We start from the raw sequence: 18417 nt of genomic DNA on the forward strand, positions 1-18417 counted from the left end.
GACCAACCGGTCCGGCAGAACTCCGGGGCGTTCGTTTTATTCTGTTCTTTCGTTGTGCCTTTATTCTTTCAGGCCCGCTTTTTCGTGTCAAACCGACCCGATCCGGCTTACCTGTTTCAGAATTCACTGCCCCCCTTCTCAGGGGGACCCGCCTAACGTACTCGACGGTCCGATTCATGTCGAATCAAACCCCTTTAGGGGACAAAGATCCCATCAAGGCTGAGATGATCAGAGAGGGTTCCGAGGCCCCGGCGCCACCGCCGTCTCCCTCGGGTCTGGTGAACTTTATGAACCCCGACCCGCATCGTCAAATCAACCGCGCCTCGCATGGAAGCAAGGCGCGTTGTGGCGTGCGCGCTTCAGGGAAAGCGGCTCCGACAAAACGGAGGATGCCGGGCACGCCGGAGACGGACCGGTCATGTGGTGTCCCGGCTGTGGGCCCTCGACGCGAGGCGGGCGCGGTGCACCCCGGTAGCGGAAGGAAGGGAATACACCCATGGTTCGCGCTGGAAACTCCGGTAATCTGCCGCTCGTCTTCAGGAGGTGGCAGGTGGCCGGAGCTGGCGCCTTTGCGGTACCGGGCTACGAGGTGTCCGGGGTGCTCGGCCAGGGCGGTTTCGGGATCGTCTACCGGGCCAGACAACTGGCGGTGGATCGTGAGGTCGCGCTCAAGGTGGACAACCGGGTGCTGGTCTCCGAGCGGGACCGGCGCCGCTTCATGCGTGAGGTGACCTCGGCCGGCGCCCTCTCCGGTCACCCGCACGTCGCCCATGTCTACGACGCGGGGGTCCTGCCCGACGGGCGGCCGTACATGGTCCTGGAACTGTGTCCCGGCGGGTCTCTGCTGGATCGGATGCGGGCCGAGAAGCGGTTGCCACCGGCCGAGGTCGCCGACATCGGCATCCGGATCGCCGACGCGCTGTCGGCCGCGCACGCCGCCGGGGTGCTGCACCGCGACATCAAACCCGCCAACATCCTGATCAACCGGTACGGCAATGTGGTGCTCTCCGACTTCGGCCTCGCCACCATGCCGTCCTCGGGCAGCGAGGTGTCGGTGACCCGGGAGTCCCTCACTCCCGCCTACGCCCCGCCCGAGGCGTTCGAGCTGACCGAGCCCGCCGCCGCCGGTGACGTCTACTCTCTGGCCGCCACGCTGTACGCGCTGCTCTCGGGGCGCCCGCCGCGCTTCCCCGAGAGCGGCGTGGTCAACATCGCGGTCATCATGGCCCTGCACCGCCTGCCAGTTCCCGACCTCCCGGAGGTTCCGCCGGAGCTGACCGCCGTGCTCAGGGAGGCCATGGCCACCGACCCCGCGCGACGCACCCCCTCGGTGGCCGCGCTGCGCGACGCCCTCACGGACCTGCGCCTGGAGGGAGGCGCCTCTGCCCGGCCCCACGCTCCGCGCCCCGCCGTCCCCCACCGGGCCCCGAGGCCCGCTCCGCCGCCGGTTTCGACACCGGAGAAGAACCCGGTGCCCATGCCACCGCACGCGTCGCCGTACGGCACACCGCCGGGGCAGCGCGGGGAGCCTGTGCGATCGCATCTGACGTCACCGGGCGTGAAGGGGCTCTCCGGTGCCCAGCCGCCCGCGGTGGCCCCGGAGCATCCGGCCACGTCGAACGCGCGGGTCTTCGTCGCGGTGGCCGTGGCCTTCGCGATCCTGCTGATGGCCGGCGTAGGGCTCATGTACATCGAGAACCGCGACCAGACACCGTCCACCGGGCAGGGGCCCGGCGCACAGGCCCCCCAGAGCCCTGGCGAGGACCAGAGTGCGACCCCGAAGACGGGCACGTCCGCGGCTCGCGAGGTTTTCGAGGTCGCCACGGTCACGACCCCCTGCCCCGCGGCGGCGGTGGCGGGCGCGGGGGCCGCGTGCGTGGCGAAGAACGAGTGCTGGGGCGGCCTCGTCGCGATCGCGGGCGACACCACGGCGAAGCGGATCAGCTGCCAGGAGCCCCACGCGTGGGAGACATTCGCGATCGCCCCGCTGCCCCAGGGCTCTCTCATCTACGATCCGGCCGTCCTGGAGAAGGATCCGACGGTGAAGAAGGTCTGCTCGGACGAGGTGATGTTCGCCTCCATGTTCGACGAGCGCAATGACCGGCGGACAAGGTGGCACAAGACGATCCTGCCGCCCTCGCGGGAGCAGTTCCAGGGCGGGGCGCGGACCTACCGGTGCCTGGGCGGCCTCATCGGACGTGAGCTTCCGGGCGTCATCAGCTTCGGCCGCTGAGTCTTCTCGGCGCGGGCTCGTCCCCGCCGGGTGTCGGAACCGTCGGAAAAGCAGGTCGTCCACCGATCGGCACGGTACCGGGACCTTCTTCGCACGTTCGATCGGGGTGGGTGCAGACTTGCCTTCCCGGACGTGAAAAATTAGACGCGGTTGGACGGAGGTGGAGCGTGAACGTCCGCCTCCCGATCCGCGTAGGTCACAAAGTAGGTCACCAAAGGTGGCGGCATTCACCACGAAGTCGCTCAGGTTTTCGAGAAATCAGCCAACGGTATCCTGCCGCGTTCTCCTTCCGGTCGTGAAGACCGGGTTTTTCGAGCTGGAGGTTTTTGATGTCTCAGGCACAGATCGGTGTGACAGGACTGGCCGTGATGGGGGCGAACCTCGCCCGCAACCTGGCCAGGCACGGGCACTCGGTAGCGGTGCACAACAGGTCCCAGCACAGGACCAAGGCGCTGATCGAGGAGCACGGGCACGAGGGAACCTTTGTCCCCTGCGAGACCCCCGAGGAGTTCGTCGCGGCGCTGGAACGGCCCCGCCGCATTCTGATCATGGTCAAGGCGGGTGCGCCGACCGACGCGGTGATCGAGGAGTTCGCTCCCCTGCTTGAGCCGGGCGACATGCTCGTGGACGGCGGGAACGCGCACTTCCTGGACACGCGCCGACGCGAGGCCGCGCTGCGCGAGCGCGGCATTCACTTCGTCGGCGCGGGGGTTTCCGGCGGGGAGGAGGGCGCGCTGCTCGGGCCGAGCATCATGCCCGGCGGTTCGAAGGAGTCGTACCAGGCGCTGGGTCCGCTGCTGGAGGACATCGCGGCGAAGGTGGACGGTGTGCCCTGCTGCGCCCACATCGGCCCCGACGGTGCCGGGCACTTCGTGAAGATGGTGCACAACGGCATCGAGTACGCCGACATGCAGCTCATCGCCGAGGCATACGACCTGGTCAGGCAAGGACTCGGCCGGACCCCGGCGGAGCTCGCGGACATCTTCGCGGAGTGGAACGAGGGTGAGCTGTCCTCGTACCTGATCGAGATCACCGCCGAGGTGCTGCGCCAGGTCGACGCCGCGACAGGCAAGCCGCTCGTCGACGTGATCGCCGACCGGGCGGAGCAGAAGGGCACCGGCCGCTGGACGGTGCAGATCGCGCTGGACCTGGGCGTTCCGGTGAGCGGAATCGCCGAGGCGGTCTTCGCGCGCTCCCTGTCCGGTCACGCGGACCTGCGGAAGGCCGCACGGGGTCTGCCCGGCCCGTCGGGAGTGCCCGCAGGGGCCGTGGGCGAGGACTTCGCCGAGGACGTGCGCCGGGCGCTGTACGCCTCGAAGATCGTCGCTTACGCCCAGGGGTTCGACCAGCTCAGGGTCGCCAGCACGGAGTACGGCTGGGATCTCGACCTCGGCACGCTGGCCACGATCTGGCGGGGTGGCTGCATCATCCGCGCCGTCTTCCTCGACCGCATCCGCGAGGCGTACGCGGCGGAGGACAAGCCGGTCACCCTGCTCGCCGCCCCCTACTTCGCCGAGGCGCTGACCCTGGCGCAGGACTCGTGGCGGCGGGTGGTGGCGAAGGCCGCCGAGCTGGGCATCCCGGCACCCGGTTTCTCAACCGCGCTCGCCTACTACGACGGGCTGCGCGCCGAGCGCCTGCCCGCGGCCCTGATCCAGGGCCAGCGTGACTTCTTCGGCGCTCACACCTACGAGCGGATCGACCTTGAGGGCTCCTTCCACACCCTGTGGTCGGCCGACCGCACGGAGGTCAAGGGCTAGCCTGCGTATCCCTCGCCCCGAGGTGACCGTCTGCCGCGCCGGATCGGATGCGGCCGCCGACCCGTGACAGGGCGGCACACTCGGGGCAGGGGCCGACCGCCCCTGCCCGGCCCCGCGCAGTGTCGCGGCTGGACGTGCTGCCTCCTTCCGCTTCCCGCATGGTTCCCGTCTGAGCCGCCGTCCGAGGTGGGATCGGCCGCGCCGACTGATCCCGCCTCCCGCGCGACAAGTTTCGCATTAAATGACCTTTTTGTACCTTTATTTCCATTACACGACTCGCGCTTAATGCTGGAATTCGCTGGAATTCAAGGGAGGCTGGTGGAACTCCTGTTACGCTCCGGGCCGTGAGTGATTCACTGGACGCGCTGGAACGGCGAATAGCCGAGCTCCGCGCCGAGGTGCGACGGGCGGTCAAGGCGAAGGAGAACTCGCTCGCCCGATCGCTGCGCGGCGACCTGCGCAGAGCGGAGCAGGCGTGGGACGCGGCGATCACCTCCGAGGCCCCCGAGCCGCCTCACGAACCCGAGACCTCGCTGGTGCCCATCAGAGAGCAGGTGCACCAGGCGCTGGCCATGCTGGGCGTGCCGACGGCGGCCAAACTGATCGTGGCGGTGAACGACGCCTTCTTCTCCCGCGAGTTGCGCGGCTCCCAGCTCACCAGCCTGCGGCGCGACGAGGAGCGCTCGTTCCGCGGTGACCCCTACGCCAGGCCGTACTACCTGTGCGCCGCATTGACCGACCGCCTCTCCCCCGCCCGCGGGCTGTTCGCCGACAGCACGTGGCCACCCGAGTCGCGGGTGCTGGGGCCGCTGAGCCCACGCGTCGACTTCCTCGTCTCGGCCATGCGCGTCGCCGAGCACCTGACGCGGCTGGCGGAACCTCCCGCGGGGGCGGTGCGACTGCTGTCGCGGATGGCGCAGAACATCCCGGGCGCCGTCGAAGGGTTCGCCCCGGCCGACCCGGCGACCGCGATCCGCGCGGCACGGGCCGAGCTGGAGGTGCACCTCGCCACCGACTCCGCGCAGCGGGCCGAGGTGGCGGCACGGGCGATGAGGCAACTACCGGACGTGGAGCGCCTGTTCGGCGCCACCGCGATGAACACCTTGAGGGGGGCCTGTTGAAGACCAGGCTGGACGGGGAGACCGGTTCATGAACAAGCTCGGGGAGAAGGCCTTCCAGAACAGGCTTGACGAGCTGCGCGGGCCGATGCCCTCCCGCCCGCACGACGCGCGGGCCATCGCGGCGCTCGCCGCCAACCCCGGCTGCGTCCGCCGGGCGGTGATGGACGCCGCGGGGGTCGACAAGGACCTCACGGCCCGGCACGTCGGCTTCCCCGCCCCGTTCGGCCAGTCCCAGTTCGCGATCACCCGCGGGAACGTGTTCGAGTCGCTGGTGAAGGAGAACGGGTGCGCGGAGCTGCTGCGCCTCCTGCGCGAGCTGCTCGGCCTGGAGGTCGCCCAGGTCGGCTACCAGGACGTGGAGAGCATCGGCTCCCATCTGCGGCACTCGCACACCCGGGCGCTGATCGACCGCGCGGCGCGCGAGGACGACGGGACCGCGGTGTTCTACGACCACCCGCTGCTCAGTCTGGAGATCGCCGGGCACACCTCCTACCTGGAACCCGACGTCGTGGCCTTCCAGATCGGGAGGCGCTTCCACATCGTGGAGATCAAGTCGTTCAGCGTGATCGACGGCCAGGCCGAGCCGGAAAAGGTCGCGGCAGCGGCGCGACAGGCGTCGGTCTACGTCATGGCGCTGCGCACGCTCATGGCCGACCTCGGGCACGACCCGGAACGCGTCTCCCACGACGTGGTCCTCGTCTGCCCGGAGAACTTCGCCAACCGCCCCACGGCGGCGCTGGTCGACGTACGCAAGCATCTCTCCGTGCTCAACCGCCAGCTCGCCCGGATGACCAGGGTGGAGCGCCTGCTGGAGGACCTGCCCGGCGGCCTCACCTTCGATCTGGCCCCCGGCGAGGACGGTGTGCCGACCCGCTCGGCCGAGGAGCTGGCCCAGGCACTGCTCCAGGTGCCCGCCCGCTACGCGCCCGACTGCCTGTCCACCTGCGACATGTGCATGTTCTGCCGTCACGAGGCCCGCTCCTGCGGGTCCACCGACCTGCTCGGGCGCCAGGTACGCGACCAGCTGGGCGGCGTCTCCGGCATGGACGAGGCCCTCGGCCTGGCCGAGGGCACCCGTGAGGTGGCCGAGGGCCAGGAGGAGATCGCCCACCTGCTCCGGCTGGCGCACCGGCTGCGCGAGGAGTCGCTGCGGTGAGCACACTGACGGCGCTGGCGCGGCTGCGGGCCGCCAGGGACGGCGTCGCGCAGCGGATCACCACGGTCCGGCACTGCCACGTCTCCGCCCAGCCGCTGGTGTTCATCCCGCTCAAGCTCGCGGGCGAGGCCGCCGCGCCGCTCGCCGCCATGGTCGGCACCGATCCCGGTCACCCCCGGCTGCTCGTCGTTCCCCAGCCCCGCAACCGGGACCTGCGGTTCGCCTTCACCGCCGGGCTGGCCGAGGTGCTGCTGCCGTACATCGAGGGGTTCCAGAAGAGCACCGAGACGGTCGAGCGAAAGAGCGGCGAGCCGTACGAGCGATGCCTGGACGCGCCGCAGATCCTGGTGCCGAACCGGCCCGCGGCCTCGTTCGCCGCGCTGCTCGGCCGCTCCACCCGCTTCCGCAAGGCGGAGGGCCCCTACCCGGTGCATCCGTCGGTGCCGCTGCTCGGCCGGTGGCTGACCTATCTCGCCGACCGGTCGCTGCAGCCGGGCTCCTCGATGCTGCTCGCCGCCACCGAGGCGCTGAGCCTGCACTGGGCGACCGGGCAGAGCAACCTGGAGGACGCCAACCTGGCGGCGCTGCTGGGATGGATCGATCCGCCGCGGGGAATGTCCGGGCGGCAGGCGGCCGAGGAGGCCGAGGACCCGCTGCTCTGGCCTCCCGCCGGCCCCACCACCGACCCCGGCTTCGACAACGAGGTGCTCGGCCCCGCGATCCGCGCCTACGAGGAGGCGCCGACCGATCGCGCCGTCGACCGGATCGGCCAGGCGTTGCGCACCCAGCTCGAACCCACCTGGCGGCTGATGTGGCGCAGCGTGGAGTTGTTGCGCTCACTGCCCGAGGGGACGCGGGTGAAGGACCGCTGGGAGATCGACCGCGGGTCGTTCACCCGGTTCGTCGAGCGGATCGCCGAGGGCGGGCCGCCTCAGGCGCGCAGGGACGGGGCGGTCGGCGCCGCCGCGCGGCTGGCGGGGCTGGAACGGGCGCGGGCGAGCTACGACGTGCAGCGCGCCCATGACGACCCGTTGCTCATGGCCGAGTACCGGCTGAGCGGCGAGGCCTTCGCCGGGACGGTGACGTCCGCCGACCTTGAGCACACCGAGGGCGAGGGCCGCTCGCGCAAGCTCAGACCCCTGATCACGGTGCGGACCGACGACCCGGTGCGGCTCTCCCCCAAGACCACGGTCGGCTGCCCCGACCGGCGTGGCCACGCCGCCGAGATCGTCGAGATCGCGGACGGGGAGATCACCCTCAAGGTCACCAAGGGGATGGGGCGGGGTAGGACACCGGCCCCCGGTTCCGTGCCCGAACCGGGCGAGCAGGTCTCGTACACCTCACTGACGGACGACTTCCAGTCGTCGGCGGCACTGCCCGATCCGGAGCAGACGCCGTGGACCCACGGCGGCCCTCCACAGGAGTACGAACCCGGCGACGACGACGCGCAGGAGGAATGGCTTTGAGCGTTCACCGGATCCCGGGCCGCCGGGCGACGCCTCGTCCCACCGCGTGCGGGACGGGCCGTGACCGGGGTCTTGACGGGCGCCTTGACGGGAGCACGACATGACGACCCCGCAGCGGGAGGCCGCCGCCGTGGTGGAGGCCGTGCTGGCCGACCTGCCCCGCCATCGCGGCGTGGTCGTGGACTCTCCGCCGGGCGCGGGCAAGTCCACGCTGGTGGTGAGGGCGGCGGGGCACATCGCGGAGACCGGCGAGCCGCTGATGATCGTCGCCCAGACCAACGAGCAGGTCGACGATCTGGTGGAGCGGCTCGCGGTCGAGCACCCCGACCTGCCGATCGGCCGCCTGTCGGCGAGCGGCTACGTGACCCCCGGCCGCGTCCTCGCCCACCCCAACGTCTCGGTCGCGGGCAAGCTGCCCGACCTGGGGGATCCGGCCGTGGTGATCGCCACCGCCGACAAGTGGGCCTGGGTCGGCGACCGCACCTGGCCCTGGGCCATCGTCGACGAGGCGTACCAGATGCGCTCGGACAAGTTGCTGCGCATCGCCTCGCTGTTCGAGCGGGCGCTGTTCGTGGGCGATCCCGGCCAGCTCGACCCGTTCTCCATCGTGGACGGCGACCGGTGGGCGGGCCTGTCGTGGGACCCGGTGCAGAGCGCTGTCTCGGTGCTGCTGCGGCACAACCCCGACCTGCCGGTGCACCGGCTGCCGGTCTCCTGGCGACTGCCCGCCTCGGCGGCGCCGGTGGTCTCCGAGGCGTTCTACCCGTTCACCGGGTTCCGCGCGGGGACGGGTCCGGACGACAGGTCGCTGGAGTTCACCGTGAACGGCATGCGCACCTCCCACGACCTGGCGCTGGAGGAGGCGGCCGTCTCCGGCTGGGCGCTGTACGAGCTGCCGAGCCGTCACACGGTGCGCACCGACGCCGAAGCCGTCGCGGCGACCGCGATGCTGGCGACGCGGCTGCTCCAGCGGGGCCCGGTCGCGCACTCCGAGCGCGGCAGCCATCCCGTCACCGCCGACAGGATCGCCATCGGCGCCGCGCACCGCGACCAGGTCGCCGCGATCAGGGCCGCCGGGGTGCCGCCGGAGATCACGGTGGACACCGCCAACCGTCTGCAGGGCCGGGAGTACGACGTGACGATCGTGCTTCACCCGCTGTCCGGGCGCCGCGACGCCACCGCGTTCCATCTGGAGTCCGGGCGGCTGTGCGTGCTCACCTCACGGCACCGCCACGCCTGCGTCGTGGTCGCCAGGGCGGGCATTCCCGAACTCCTGGACGCCCACCCGTCGTCCGAGCCGGTCCAGCTCGGCGTGCCGGTGAAGTTCCCCGACGGCTGGGAGGCCAACCAGGCGGTGCTGGCCCACCTCTCCAAACACCGGGTGACCCCGGACCGGTGACCCGGACGCGCCGTGCCGGAGTGCGCACCGCCGCACCGCAGTGATCCCCGCAGTGATCTCCGCGGCCCCGTGCGGCGAGGCCCGTACGGCGGGAGGTCAGATCGTGCGCCGCCAGACGTCGATCGCCAGCACCTGACGCATGCCCACCGAGAGGTAGAGGTCGAGGGCGGGCGTGCTGTTGTTGGCGTCGACGTGGAGGTAGGTGCCGACCCGCCCGCGGCGGGCGTCGGCGGCGAACGCCCCGCGCAGCATGACCTTTCCCAGACCTCGGCCCCTGAAGGCGGGGAGCACGGCCAACTGGCGCACGTACCCGCAGTTCTCGTCCCCCAGGAAGGCGTTGGTCCCCAGCAGCATCGCCGCGGGCTCGCCGTCGAGGCGGGCGACCGTCAGTTGTGCCCAGTCGGTGGTGACCGAGGAGTCCAGCTCCTCGTACCACTCGTCGTAGTCCTTCGGGGCGAACCCGAAGTGCTCGGCGAAGCCGGCCTGCTGCACGGCGTGCCCCTGACGGCGTACCTCCTCGGTGAGCCCGTCGTGCACCGTCACCCCGGCCGGGAGTTCGGGCCCGGGGACCGTCCCCTCGTGGTCGGCGCGGAGCCGGATGAAGCTGGTGGCGGCGGCGAAGCCGCGGGACGCGGCGATGGCGCGCTTGCCGCTGTCCTCGCGGTAGAGGCCGATGTCCACCACGGCCCGGTCGTGGCCGAGTTCGGCCGTGATCTGCCTGGCCCGCTCGGTCACGGTGTCCCAGAGCGGGCCGGTCAGGTCCGGTGCGGCGGGGTGCACGACGACGTCGACGTCGACGTTGTCGCTGCCCCCCTTGCGGCAGGCCCAGGCCCACGCCACCAGGCGCCCGCTCTCGTCGTGGACGAGCCAGCCGTCGGACTCCCCGGCGAAGGCGGAGTCGTTCAGGTGGTCGGCTACGTCGTCGAGCGTCATGTCGGCCTTGCCGATCACCTGGGTGTCGCAGAGCGAGATCAGCTCGTGGATCTCGCGGGCGTCCTCGGCCAGTGGCCGCCGGGTGACGTACCCGGTGGCGGGGATCGTTGTCTTCATGACCCCATCGTCGCGAGGGCGGCTTGGGGATCACTGGGTCGGCACTTGGCTCCCGGCTCATCGGCCGACCGGCCGATGAGCCGGATGCTCCCGTGGTTCGTCAGGCGACGGGAGCGAGACCGTCAGTCGAGTGCCGGGACCGGTGCCTGGGTGTCCTCGGATGCCTCGGGCGCGCCGCGCAGCGGGATCTCCTTGATGAAGGCCGCCAGCAGCGGCACCAGGACCGCGAACAGGATCGCCCACCAGAAGACGCCGGAGATCGACTCGGCCAGCGACTCCAGGAAGCCGACCCGCACGTTGGCGGGAAGCTCGTGCAGCGCGGCCGGGTCGAACTGGGCGCCTCCGGAGGCGATCCGCTCGCCCGCCGCACCCAGCTTGCTCTCCAGGCTGGAGGTGAGCCGGTTGTTGAAGATCGCGCCGAACAGCGAGACGCCGAACGAGCCGCCGATGGAGCGGAAGAAGGTCGAGGCGCTGCTGGCGACGCCGAGGTCCTTCTGCTCGACGCTGTTCTGGGCGATCAGCATGGTGGTCTGCATCAGGAAGCCCATGCCGAGGCCGAGCACCGCGATGAACACCCCGGTCTGCCAGGCAGGGGTGTTGACGTCCATCAGGGAGAGCAGCCACATCGCGACCGCCATGCCCACGCCACCGAGGATCGGATACACCTTGTACTTGCCGGTCCTGGTGATGGCGCGGCCGACGAAGAGCGAGACCACCATGGCGGCGCCCATCATCGGGAGCAGCAGCAGGCCGGAGTTGGTGGCGCTCGCCCCCTGGACGGTCTGCTGGAACAGCGGCAGGAAGTTGATCGCACCGAACATGGCGAATCCGAGCAGGAAGCCCACTCCCGAGATCAGGCTGAAGTTGCGGTCGCGGAAGACGTTGAGCGGCATGATGGGCTCGGCGACGCGGCGCTCCACCAGGACGAACACCGCCAGCGTGATCACGGCGAGCCCTGCCAGGCCGAGGATCTGCCACGATCCCCACGCGTAGTCGTTGCCGCCCCAGGTGGTGATGAGGACGAGCGCGGTGATGCCGACCGAGAGCAGGGCCGCGCCCAGCCAGTCGATGCGGTGCTCGGTGCGGAGCTTGGGCAGTTGCAGTTTGACCGCGAGCAGGGCGAGGGCGACGAACCCGATGGGCAGGTTCACGTAGAAGGCCCAGCGCCAGTCGAGGTGGTCGGTGATGAACCCGCCGACGAGCGGACCCGCGATCATCGCGAGTGACATCACGGCGGCCATGATGCCCTGGTACTGGCCGCGCTCGCGGGGCGGGACGAGGTCGCCGATGATCGCCATGGCGTTGACCATCAGGCCCCCGGCTCCCAGGCCCTGGAGGGCGCGAAAGGCGATGAGCTGCGTCATGCCGTCGGACGGCCCGCCGAGCATCTCGGATCCGGCCATGCCGCAGAGCACGGAGCCGATCATGAAGATGACGATGGAGGCGAGGAAGATGTTCTTCCTGCCGTACAGGTCACCGATCTTGCCCCAGATGGGGGTCGAGACGGTGGTGCCGAGCACGTAGGCGGTCACCACCCAGGACAGGTGCGTCAGTCCGCCGAGTTCGCCGACGATGCGGGGCATCGCGGTGCCGACGATCATGTTGTCGAGCATGGCCAGGACCATCGCGAGCATCAGGCCCGGCAGCACTACCATGACCTCGCGACGCCGCGCCGGCACGGCCGCGGTCTCCTTCACTTCTGTGCCCCCAGTTTTTGTGATCTTGCTTACTTGCCGACCGGCTAGCGTCGGCTATGCTGGAATGTAGGCCGCTTACTTGCCGGCCGTCAAGTTAATTTCTCGGTAAGGGAACCATGAGGGAAAACGCCGACACACGGACGCGCATTCAGGAGATCGCCCTGAAGCTCTTCACCGAGCAGGGCTACGAGGCCACCTCGCTCCGCGAGATCGCGGAGGCCCTCGGCGTGACCAAAGCGGCACTTTACTACCACTTCAAGACCAAGGACGACATCATCGCCAGCCTGGCGGAGGACCGGGTGCGGGCGGTCGAGGAGCTGATCGCCTGGGCCCGCACCCAGCCGCGCACCGACGAGACGCGCGAGGAGCTGATCCGCCGCTACGCCCACGACCTGCGACGAGGCAGGCACCACGAGATCATGCGGTTCTTCGAGCGCAACCAGACCTCACTCAAGAAACACCCGACGATGGAGAAGACCCGCGAGGGGATGTTCGAGCTGCTCACCTTCCTCGTCGATCCGCAGGACCCCCTGGCCACCCGGCTGAAGCACTCGATGTCCCTGTTCGCGCTGCACGCCTCGTGGTTCGCGCTCAGGGACGAGTCGATCACCGACGAGGAGCGCCAGGCGGCCGCCCTGGAGGTCGCGCTCGACCTCGCCAGGCGGTGAGCGTTCTCATCGACCCGCCCAGCTGGCCGGGTCCGCGCGGCCTGCTCTGGTCACATCTGGTCAGCGACAGCTCCACCGGGGAGCTGCACGCCTTCGCGGAGCTGCTCGGCATGCCGCGCCGGGCGTTCGACCGCGACCACTACGACGTTCCCGAGACCGTCTACGAGCGGGCCCTCGCGCTGGGCGCCGAGGCCGTCTCCTCCCGTGAGCTCGTCACCCGTCTCACCGCCGCCGGTCTGCGCCGGCGCAGGGTCCGCCCCCGGATCGACGCTTCTCGCATAGATCCCGACAGTGCGGGCATGGCATCCCCTTGATGGCATATCCGCACGTCAACGAAGGGAACGACATGCTGAACGGCAAAACGATCGCGTTTCTCGTGGCTCCCGAGGGGATCGAGCAGGTCGAACTCACCGAGCCGTGGAAGACCGTCAAGCAGGCGGGGGGCACGCCCAAGCTGATCTCCACCGAGCAGGGTCAGGTCCAGGCGTTCAACCACCTCGACAAGGCCGACACGTTCCCGGTGGACGCCACGGTGGAGCAGGTATCCGTCACCGACTTCGACGGGCTGCTGCTGCCGGGTGGCGTCGCCAACCCCGATCTCCTGCGGACCGTACCCGCGGCCGTGGGCTTCGTGAAGGGCTTCTTCGACGCGGGCAAGCCCGTCGCGGCCATCTGCCACGCGCCCTGGGCGCTGATCGAGGCCGACGTGGTACGTGACCGCAAGGTCACGTCCTGGCCGAGCCTGCGGACCGACCTGCGCAACGCCGGGGCGACCTGGGAGGACAACGAGGTCGTGATCTGCTCCTCGGGTCCGAACACGCTGATCACCAGCCGCAAGCCCGACGACCTCAAGGCCTTCTGCCAGGCCGCGACGGACGCCTTCTCCGGATAGCGTCCTTCGATCATCGAAGCGCGGGGCGGGGGTCGGCGACCCCCGCCCCGCGGGCGTTCCATGCCCGGCTCCGGACCGCGTCGTCGCGAACCCCGAACCGGAGGGAATCCCCCCGGTTACATGCCACGGAAGAAATGTTTTGCCGTTTTCTGCCGTATCCCAGGGACACGATCACCCATCCTCGATTAGGACGGTTTCCCCAGGGCAGGGCTTCTACGTCGGCTGCGAATCGGCGATGAAAAGGGGGAGACCGTGGAGGCCACCATCGCATTGCGTCTGCCGCGTGACGCTGCGAGTGTTCCTGTGATCAGACAGCTTCTCGACTCCTCGCTGCAGGCCCTGGGGGTGGTGTCCCAGATTCGCGAGGACATCCAGCTCATGCTCTCCGAGGCGTGCTCCAACGTCATCCAGCACGCCATTCCCAGCGACGACTACATGGTCAGCACCGAGCTGACCAGGGGCCGGTGCGTGATCAAGGTGGTGGACGCCGGCAACGGCTTCGACTTCTCCGAGACCTCCTCCCCCGCCCCCACCTCCGAGCACGGCCGCGGGCTGCTGATCATGCAGGCCCTCGCCGATGACATCCGGTTCGTCAAGAGGCAGGAGCGGGGCTCGATCGTCTGCCTGGAGAAGATTCTGCGCTTCACCGAGGACGCTCCCGGGCTGTCACTGCTCCTCAACGAGGAACTTGAGCTCCAGCAGGGTGTCCCTGAGATAGTCGGTAACGGTCCACACATCGGGAACCATCTCCCGGCAGGCGATCACGCCGACGTCAAGTGAGCCGTCGTAGGAGAAGACCGTGATGTTGATGCCGCCGCTGGCGTCGGTCACGACGGAGACGGGATGGTACGCCAGAAGCCTGGCGCCACTCACGTAGAGGGGGATCTGCGGGCCGGGCACGTTGGAGATCACCACGTTGATGGGGCCCGCGCTGCCGGCGAACAGGTTGAAGGCGGCGCGGGAGGCGAGCCCGGTCAGCGCGGAAGGCATCATGTCGCTGAGCTCCTGGAGCCAGCGCGCCGGGGCGAGCGACGAGCGGTCCTTGATCAGCCGCATCGCGTCACGCACCGCCAGCAGCCGTTCCACCGGATCGGCGACCTGTGTCGCCAAGGTGGTGATCATGATGCTGACCTGGTTTCCCGCGCTCTGGTCACCGGGCAGGCGGAGCGAGAACGGCACCCCCGCGACCAGGGGCTGCTCGGGCAGCGCGTCGTGCTTGAGCAGCCACTGGCGCAGCGCCCCGGCGCACAGGGCCATCACCACGTCGTTCACCGTGACACCGAAGGCGTTCTTGACCAGCTTGACGTCCTCCAGCGGCAGGGCGGTGTAGGCGAACCGCCGATGCGCGCTGATCCTTCCGCTGAAAGGGGTGCGGGGAACGGTCATGCGGGGCATGGCAGGCACCTCGGCGGCCCCGGATCCGGACAGGCGGGTGGCGAGGTCCCTGGTGATCCGTGAGACCAGCCCCGCCCCGGGTGCCTGGGAGATCAGCGGAATCTCGTCGAGGTGCGGGACGGCGTTGATCAGGAACCGTATCGCGTTGGCCGGGTTGACGGCGACTTTGGCGAGCCCTCTGACGACCATCTCCCCCGTGTCGATCTCCTCCTCCGGCTCGCCCGGGGGCGCCAGCTCGACCTCCGCAGGCTCGGGTGAGGTGTCCAGCAGCCCGGCCAGCACGTCGGCGCCGGTGACGCCGTCGACCGCCGAATGGTGGACCTTCATGTAGAGGGCCGTACGGTCCCCGTGCAGGCCGTGGATGAGATACATCTCCCACAGCGGGCGACGCCGATCCAGGCGCCGGGCGTGCAGCCTGGCCACCTGCTCGCCCAGTTGCATGTCACTGCCCGGTTTGGGCAGCGCGATCTCGCGCACGTGGTAGTCGAGGTCGATTCTGGAGTCCTCGGTCCAGTAGGGGTGGTCCAGGCCGAACGGGACGAAGGCGAGCCGCATGCGGAAGGGCGCGGCCAGGTGGAGCCGACGGGCCAGCAGCGACACCAGGTCACCGCGGGTCAGGCCTCCCGACAGGATCGCGAGTCCCCCGATGTTCGCGACGTTCGTCGAGGTCTCGAAATTCAGGAACTGCGTATCCACCGCGCTGAGCTGCCGCACCGTCTTACCTCCGCCGGGATGTCGTTCTCCCATCCTGCTCCCGTGAAGTCGCCAGAGCCAACGCGGCCAGCGCGAGGAGGACCACAACGGACACGAGAATTAACGACAGCGGAATGAGCACGAGCACGACGACGATGGCCATGATCTCGCTGATCAACTGCAACACCGGAAAGCTGTGCCCGGATTACCCGGCCGCTACACCGCATTCCAGCGACCGAGCTTCAGCGCGAGATGAAGTTCTAACCTGTGGGTTCCGTTCTTGAGGTTGCGGTCGGCCAGGTGCTCGATTCTGGTGAGGCGGTAATAGAGGCTGGTGCGGTGCAGGTGGAGCAGCCTCGCGGTCTCCTGGGCGTCTCCTCCGCTGTCCAGATAGGTCTCCAGGGTGGTGAGGAGCGCCGGGTGCTCGCGCAGCGCGTCGAGCGGGCCGCCGGCCGACCCGTGCGGGCCCGCGACCGGGTCGGCGAGCAGCCGGTAGACGCCCAGGTCCGGCCAGCGGGCGACCGGCCGCAGCGCGGGTTCGGCCGCGGCGGCCCTGGCCGCGGTGAGCGCCTCCTCGTGCGCCCGTACGGCCGATTCCAGCCCGGGGTGCGGTGCGCTGAGCCCGGCGCCCGCGCGGGTCCTGGCGGCGAGCCGCTCCCCCAGTGCCACCGCGTCCTCGCCGCGGTTCAGCAGCAGTACGGCGTGGCGGTCCAGGATCGTGAAGGCCGGCGGGCGGCGCACCCTGGCGAGCTCCGCGCCGACCGCCTCGCGCAGGCCGTCCGGGTCGCCCCGCAGCGCCAGGACGCGCAGCGGCCCCTCACCGAGCACACCGGCCGCACGCCGCACGCCGATCTCACCGGTGAGCAGCTGGCTCAGGATGTGGGAGCTGCCGCCGTCGTCGAGCAGGGCGGCGATCGCGGCGGCGTCGCGCACGGCCCTTTCGCGCTCCTGCGGGTTGAGCGGGCCGGGGCCCTCGATGATCCACAGGTAGCCGACGCGGCGGTCCTGGTGGAGCAGCGGGACACAGAGCCTCGCCGCCATCCCCAAGTCAGGATTTTTCGGGATCCGTACCGGCTCGCGGGTCGTAGTCACCCCGTGCGCCTCCTGCCAGGCCCCCACCTCGGCGGGAACCGAGCGCGAGAGGATGGCCTGCGCCCTGACCGGATCGACCTCCCCGTGATGGGCACTGTGCGCGACGACCCGGCCCTCCAGGTCGTCCACGGACATCCCCCGGCCCACGGCCACGGCGAGCGACTCCAGCAGATCCTGAACATCATCCGCTATCACGGTCCAATCCTACAGATGTAGGAAGTATCTCCGGCGCCGGAACGATGACTCGACCTGGCGTGGGCCGTAGCGTCGCACTTACTCATTTCGGGGGACCCGCCTCGTGGGAGCCGGGGAACCCGCCTCGTGAGAGTCGTTCGATCGCCCGGTGAAAGGAACCTCGTGGAGGAGCGCAGCCGCGTCGCCCCGTGGGCGCCGCCACGGGCACAGTTGCGCCTGGCCGAGCTTGAGGCCGAGGTGGGCGGACTGGGGTTCGACGCGGTGTCCCGGCTGGTCGACGCGGTACTGGCCGAGCACCGCGGCCGCCTCGACGAGGACGGCGTGGTGCTGTACGCGGGCACCAACACGATGAGCGAGCGCGCCAGGGCCGCGCACGAGATCTCCCTGGGGTGCCGCCCTTCGATGGGCTGGCCGGGCGAGAAGTTCCAGACCGGCCTGGAGGAGCTGGACGTGCTGGAGGTCCTCGCCCCGCTCCAGGTCGCGGCGTTGATGGGCGGTGAGTTCGCCGAGGTGCGCCTGCAGAGCGCCACGCTGGCCAACCTCGCCTGCTACAGCGCGTTCGCCGGCCCCGGCGACACGATCGCGGTGCTTCCGGAGACCGCCGGGGGTCACGCCAGCCACCACGCCCAGGGCGCCGCCGGAATCCGGGGCCTGCGGGTCGTCGACCTGCCCTACGACGCCGAACGGCTCGACGTCGACCACGTGGCCCTGCCGGCGTTCCTGCGCGCGCACCGGCCCGCGCTGGTGGTGGTCGGCGCGAACCTGATGCTGTTCCCGTACGACGTCGCGAGGTTACGGGCGGCCTGCGACGAGGTGGGGGCCCTGCTGCTCTACGACGCCTCGCACGTGGCGGGGCTCATCGCGGGCGGCCGGTTCCAGCGCCCGCTGGACGAGGGCGCGCACCTGGTGACCATGTCCACCTACATGTCCTTCGGCGGCCCGCCGGGCGCGGCCGTGGTGACCCGCGACGAGGATCTCGCCCGCCAGGTGTCGGCGGCCGCCTATCCCGGCCTGACCGCCAACTACGACGCCTCACGCCTTGCGCCGCTGGTCCTCGCCTCCGCCGAGCACGCCGCGGGCGGTTCCGCGTACGCCGACCGCTGCCTCGCCAACGCCGGGGCACTGGCCGCGACACTGGACGGCGAGGGCTTCACCGTGGCCGCCGCCCATCGGGGCTGGACCGTCTCGCACCACGTGGCGGTGGACGCCGCCGCGTTCGGCGGCGGGGACGAGGCCGCCAGGCTGCTGGCCGAGGGCGGCGTCTATCTCAGCGGCGTCCGCCTGCCGGGGCAGTCTTCCGGTGAGCCCGCGCGGGGCCTGCGGATCGGCACCCAGGAGGTGACCCGCCGCGGCTTCCGCCCGGAGACGATGGGTGAGGTCGCGGTCCTGATGCGCCGCCTGCTCCTCGACGGTCACGCTCCCGCCGCGGTCCACCGGGACGCGGTCGCCCTGCGCCGCACCACCCCATGATCCCGGACCGGCCCGCTCGACCCCCGGGGGTTCGCCCCCTGGCGGGCCGGTCCGTTCATCGCCACTCCCCCTGACAGACGGACCGGCCCGCGCCCCCCTGGCGGGCCGCTCCGTCTTCCCCCCAGCGCGT

At 70.3% G+C, this 18417-nt stretch carries 16 protein-coding genes; 11 read left to right on the top strand and 5 right to left on the bottom strand.

The annotated features are described in order from the left end of the window. Nucleotides 1-550: 550 nt before the first annotated feature. The 6 genes from ACFY3V_RS37820 (at nucleotide 551) to ACFY3V_RS37845 (ending at nucleotide 9135) form a co-directional block, all read left to right on the top strand. Nucleotides 551-2233 carry a serine/threonine-protein kinase gene (locus ACFY3V_RS37820; RefSeq protein ID WP_389780122.1) on the top strand — a complete coding sequence of 561 codons (1683 nt, stop codon included), beginning with the start codon at nucleotides 551-553 and terminating at the stop codon, nucleotides 2231-2233. 329 nt (nucleotides 2234-2562) lie between these two features. Further along, nucleotides 2563-3993, top strand: coding sequence for an NADP-dependent phosphogluconate dehydrogenase (gndA, locus tag ACFY3V_RS37825; protein ID WP_362906431.1), 1431 nt, complete (start codon nucleotides 2563-2565; stop codon nucleotides 3991-3993). 344 nt (nucleotides 3994-4337) lie between these two features. Continuing rightward, nucleotides 4338-5114 carry a hypothetical protein gene (locus ACFY3V_RS37830; protein ID WP_362906433.1) on the top strand — a complete coding sequence of 259 codons (777 nt, stop codon included), beginning with the start codon at nucleotides 4338-4340 and terminating at the stop codon, nucleotides 5112-5114. A gap of 28 nt (nucleotides 5115-5142) precedes the next feature. Beyond that, nucleotides 5143-6270 carry a hypothetical protein gene (locus ACFY3V_RS37835; protein WP_362906435.1) on the top strand — a complete coding sequence of 376 codons (1128 nt, stop codon included), beginning with the start codon at nucleotides 5143-5145 and terminating at the stop codon, nucleotides 6268-6270. Then, entirely contained in the window at nucleotides 6267-7736 is a 1470-nt protein-coding gene (locus ACFY3V_RS37840; RefSeq protein ID WP_389780124.1) for a hypothetical protein, read from the top strand. Before ACFY3V_RS37835 ends, ACFY3V_RS37840 begins: the two co-directional genes overlap by 4 nt. Before the next feature lie 100 nt (nucleotides 7737-7836). Beyond that, nucleotides 7837-9135: an AAA family ATPase gene (locus ACFY3V_RS37845; RefSeq protein ID WP_362906439.1), complete on the top strand. Its 1299-nt coding sequence runs from the start codon at nucleotides 7837-7839 to the stop codon at nucleotides 9133-9135. A gap of 96 nt (nucleotides 9136-9231) precedes the next feature. On the opposite strand, the gene ACFY3V_RS37850 is transcribed toward ACFY3V_RS37845, so the two are convergent. Then, nucleotides 9232-10185: a GNAT family N-acetyltransferase gene (locus ACFY3V_RS37850; RefSeq protein ID WP_362906441.1), complete on the bottom strand. Its 954-nt coding sequence runs from the start codon at nucleotides 10183-10185 to the stop codon at nucleotides 9232-9234. Nucleotides 10186-10307: 122 nt separating this feature from the next. Continuing rightward, entirely contained in the window at nucleotides 10308-11864 is a 1557-nt protein-coding gene (locus ACFY3V_RS37855; protein WP_350948445.1) for an MDR family MFS transporter, read from the bottom strand. A 134-nt stretch (nucleotides 11865-11998) separates the two neighbouring features. Here ACFY3V_RS37855 and ACFY3V_RS37860 point away from each other — a divergent pair, with 134 nt between their 5' ends. The 4 genes from ACFY3V_RS37860 to ACFY3V_RS37875 all read left to right on the top strand — a co-directional run bounded on the left by ACFY3V_RS37860 (nucleotide 11999) and on the right by ACFY3V_RS37875 (nucleotide 14222). Continuing rightward, complete coding sequence (locus ACFY3V_RS37860; RefSeq protein ID WP_389780126.1) at nucleotides 11999-12550, top strand: TetR/AcrR family transcriptional regulator; 552 nt, start codon at nucleotides 11999-12001, stop codon at nucleotides 12548-12550. Next, entirely contained in the window at nucleotides 12547-12864 is a 318-nt protein-coding gene (locus ACFY3V_RS37865; RefSeq protein ID WP_362906445.1) for a DUF4031 domain-containing protein, read from the top strand. Before ACFY3V_RS37860 ends, ACFY3V_RS37865 begins: the two co-directional genes overlap by 4 nt. After that, the gene (locus ACFY3V_RS37870; RefSeq protein WP_389780128.1) at nucleotides 12864-13442 is read left to right on the top strand and encodes a type 1 glutamine amidotransferase domain-containing protein; all 579 of its coding nucleotides are present in this window, start codon (nucleotides 12864-12866) and stop codon (nucleotides 13440-13442) included. The genes ACFY3V_RS37865 and ACFY3V_RS37870 overlap by 1 nt, the downstream gene beginning before the upstream one ends. A 252-nt stretch (nucleotides 13443-13694) precedes the next feature. Beyond that, nucleotides 13695-14222, top strand: coding sequence for an ATP-binding protein (locus tag ACFY3V_RS37875; RefSeq protein ID WP_362906449.1), 528 nt, complete (start codon nucleotides 13695-13697; stop codon nucleotides 14220-14222). On the opposite strand, the gene ACFY3V_RS37880 is transcribed toward ACFY3V_RS37875, so the two are convergent. Genes ACFY3V_RS37880 through ACFY3V_RS37890 form a run of 3 tightly spaced genes read right to left on the bottom strand, consistent with a single transcriptional unit; the run spans nucleotide 14109 to nucleotide 16817 of the window. Next, entirely contained in the window at nucleotides 14109-15551 is a 1443-nt protein-coding gene (locus ACFY3V_RS37880) for a wax ester/triacylglycerol synthase family O-acyltransferase (RefSeq protein ID WP_362906451.1), read from the bottom strand. The genes ACFY3V_RS37875 and ACFY3V_RS37880 overlap by 114 nt on opposite strands. A gap of 4 nt (nucleotides 15552-15555) precedes the next feature. Continuing rightward, on the bottom strand, nucleotides 15556-15717 hold the full coding sequence (locus ACFY3V_RS37885) for a hypothetical protein (RefSeq protein ID WP_350948439.1): 162 nt from the start codon (nucleotides 15715-15717) through the stop codon (nucleotides 15556-15558). Between the two features lie 29 nt (nucleotides 15718-15746). Beyond that, nucleotides 15747-16817 (bottom strand): helix-turn-helix domain-containing protein, encoded by a 1071-nt coding sequence (locus tag ACFY3V_RS37890; RefSeq protein WP_362906454.1) that lies wholly within the window; start codon nucleotides 16815-16817, stop codon nucleotides 15747-15749. A gap of 162 nt (nucleotides 16818-16979) precedes the next feature. On the opposite strand from ACFY3V_RS37890, the gene glyA reads away from it, so the two are divergent. Further along, a complete protein-coding gene (gene glyA, locus ACFY3V_RS37895) occupies nucleotides 16980-18287 on the top strand; it encodes a glycine hydroxymethyltransferase (protein ID WP_362906456.1) in 1308 nt (435 codons plus the stop codon). Nucleotides 18288-18417: the final 130 nt, after the last annotated feature.

Origin of the sequence: Streptosporangium sp. NPDC000095 (genome assembly GCF_042899335.1) — a bacterium.
In the GTDB taxonomy this organism is placed as follows: domain Bacteria; phylum Actinomycetota; class Actinomycetes; order Streptosporangiales; family Streptosporangiaceae; genus Streptosporangium.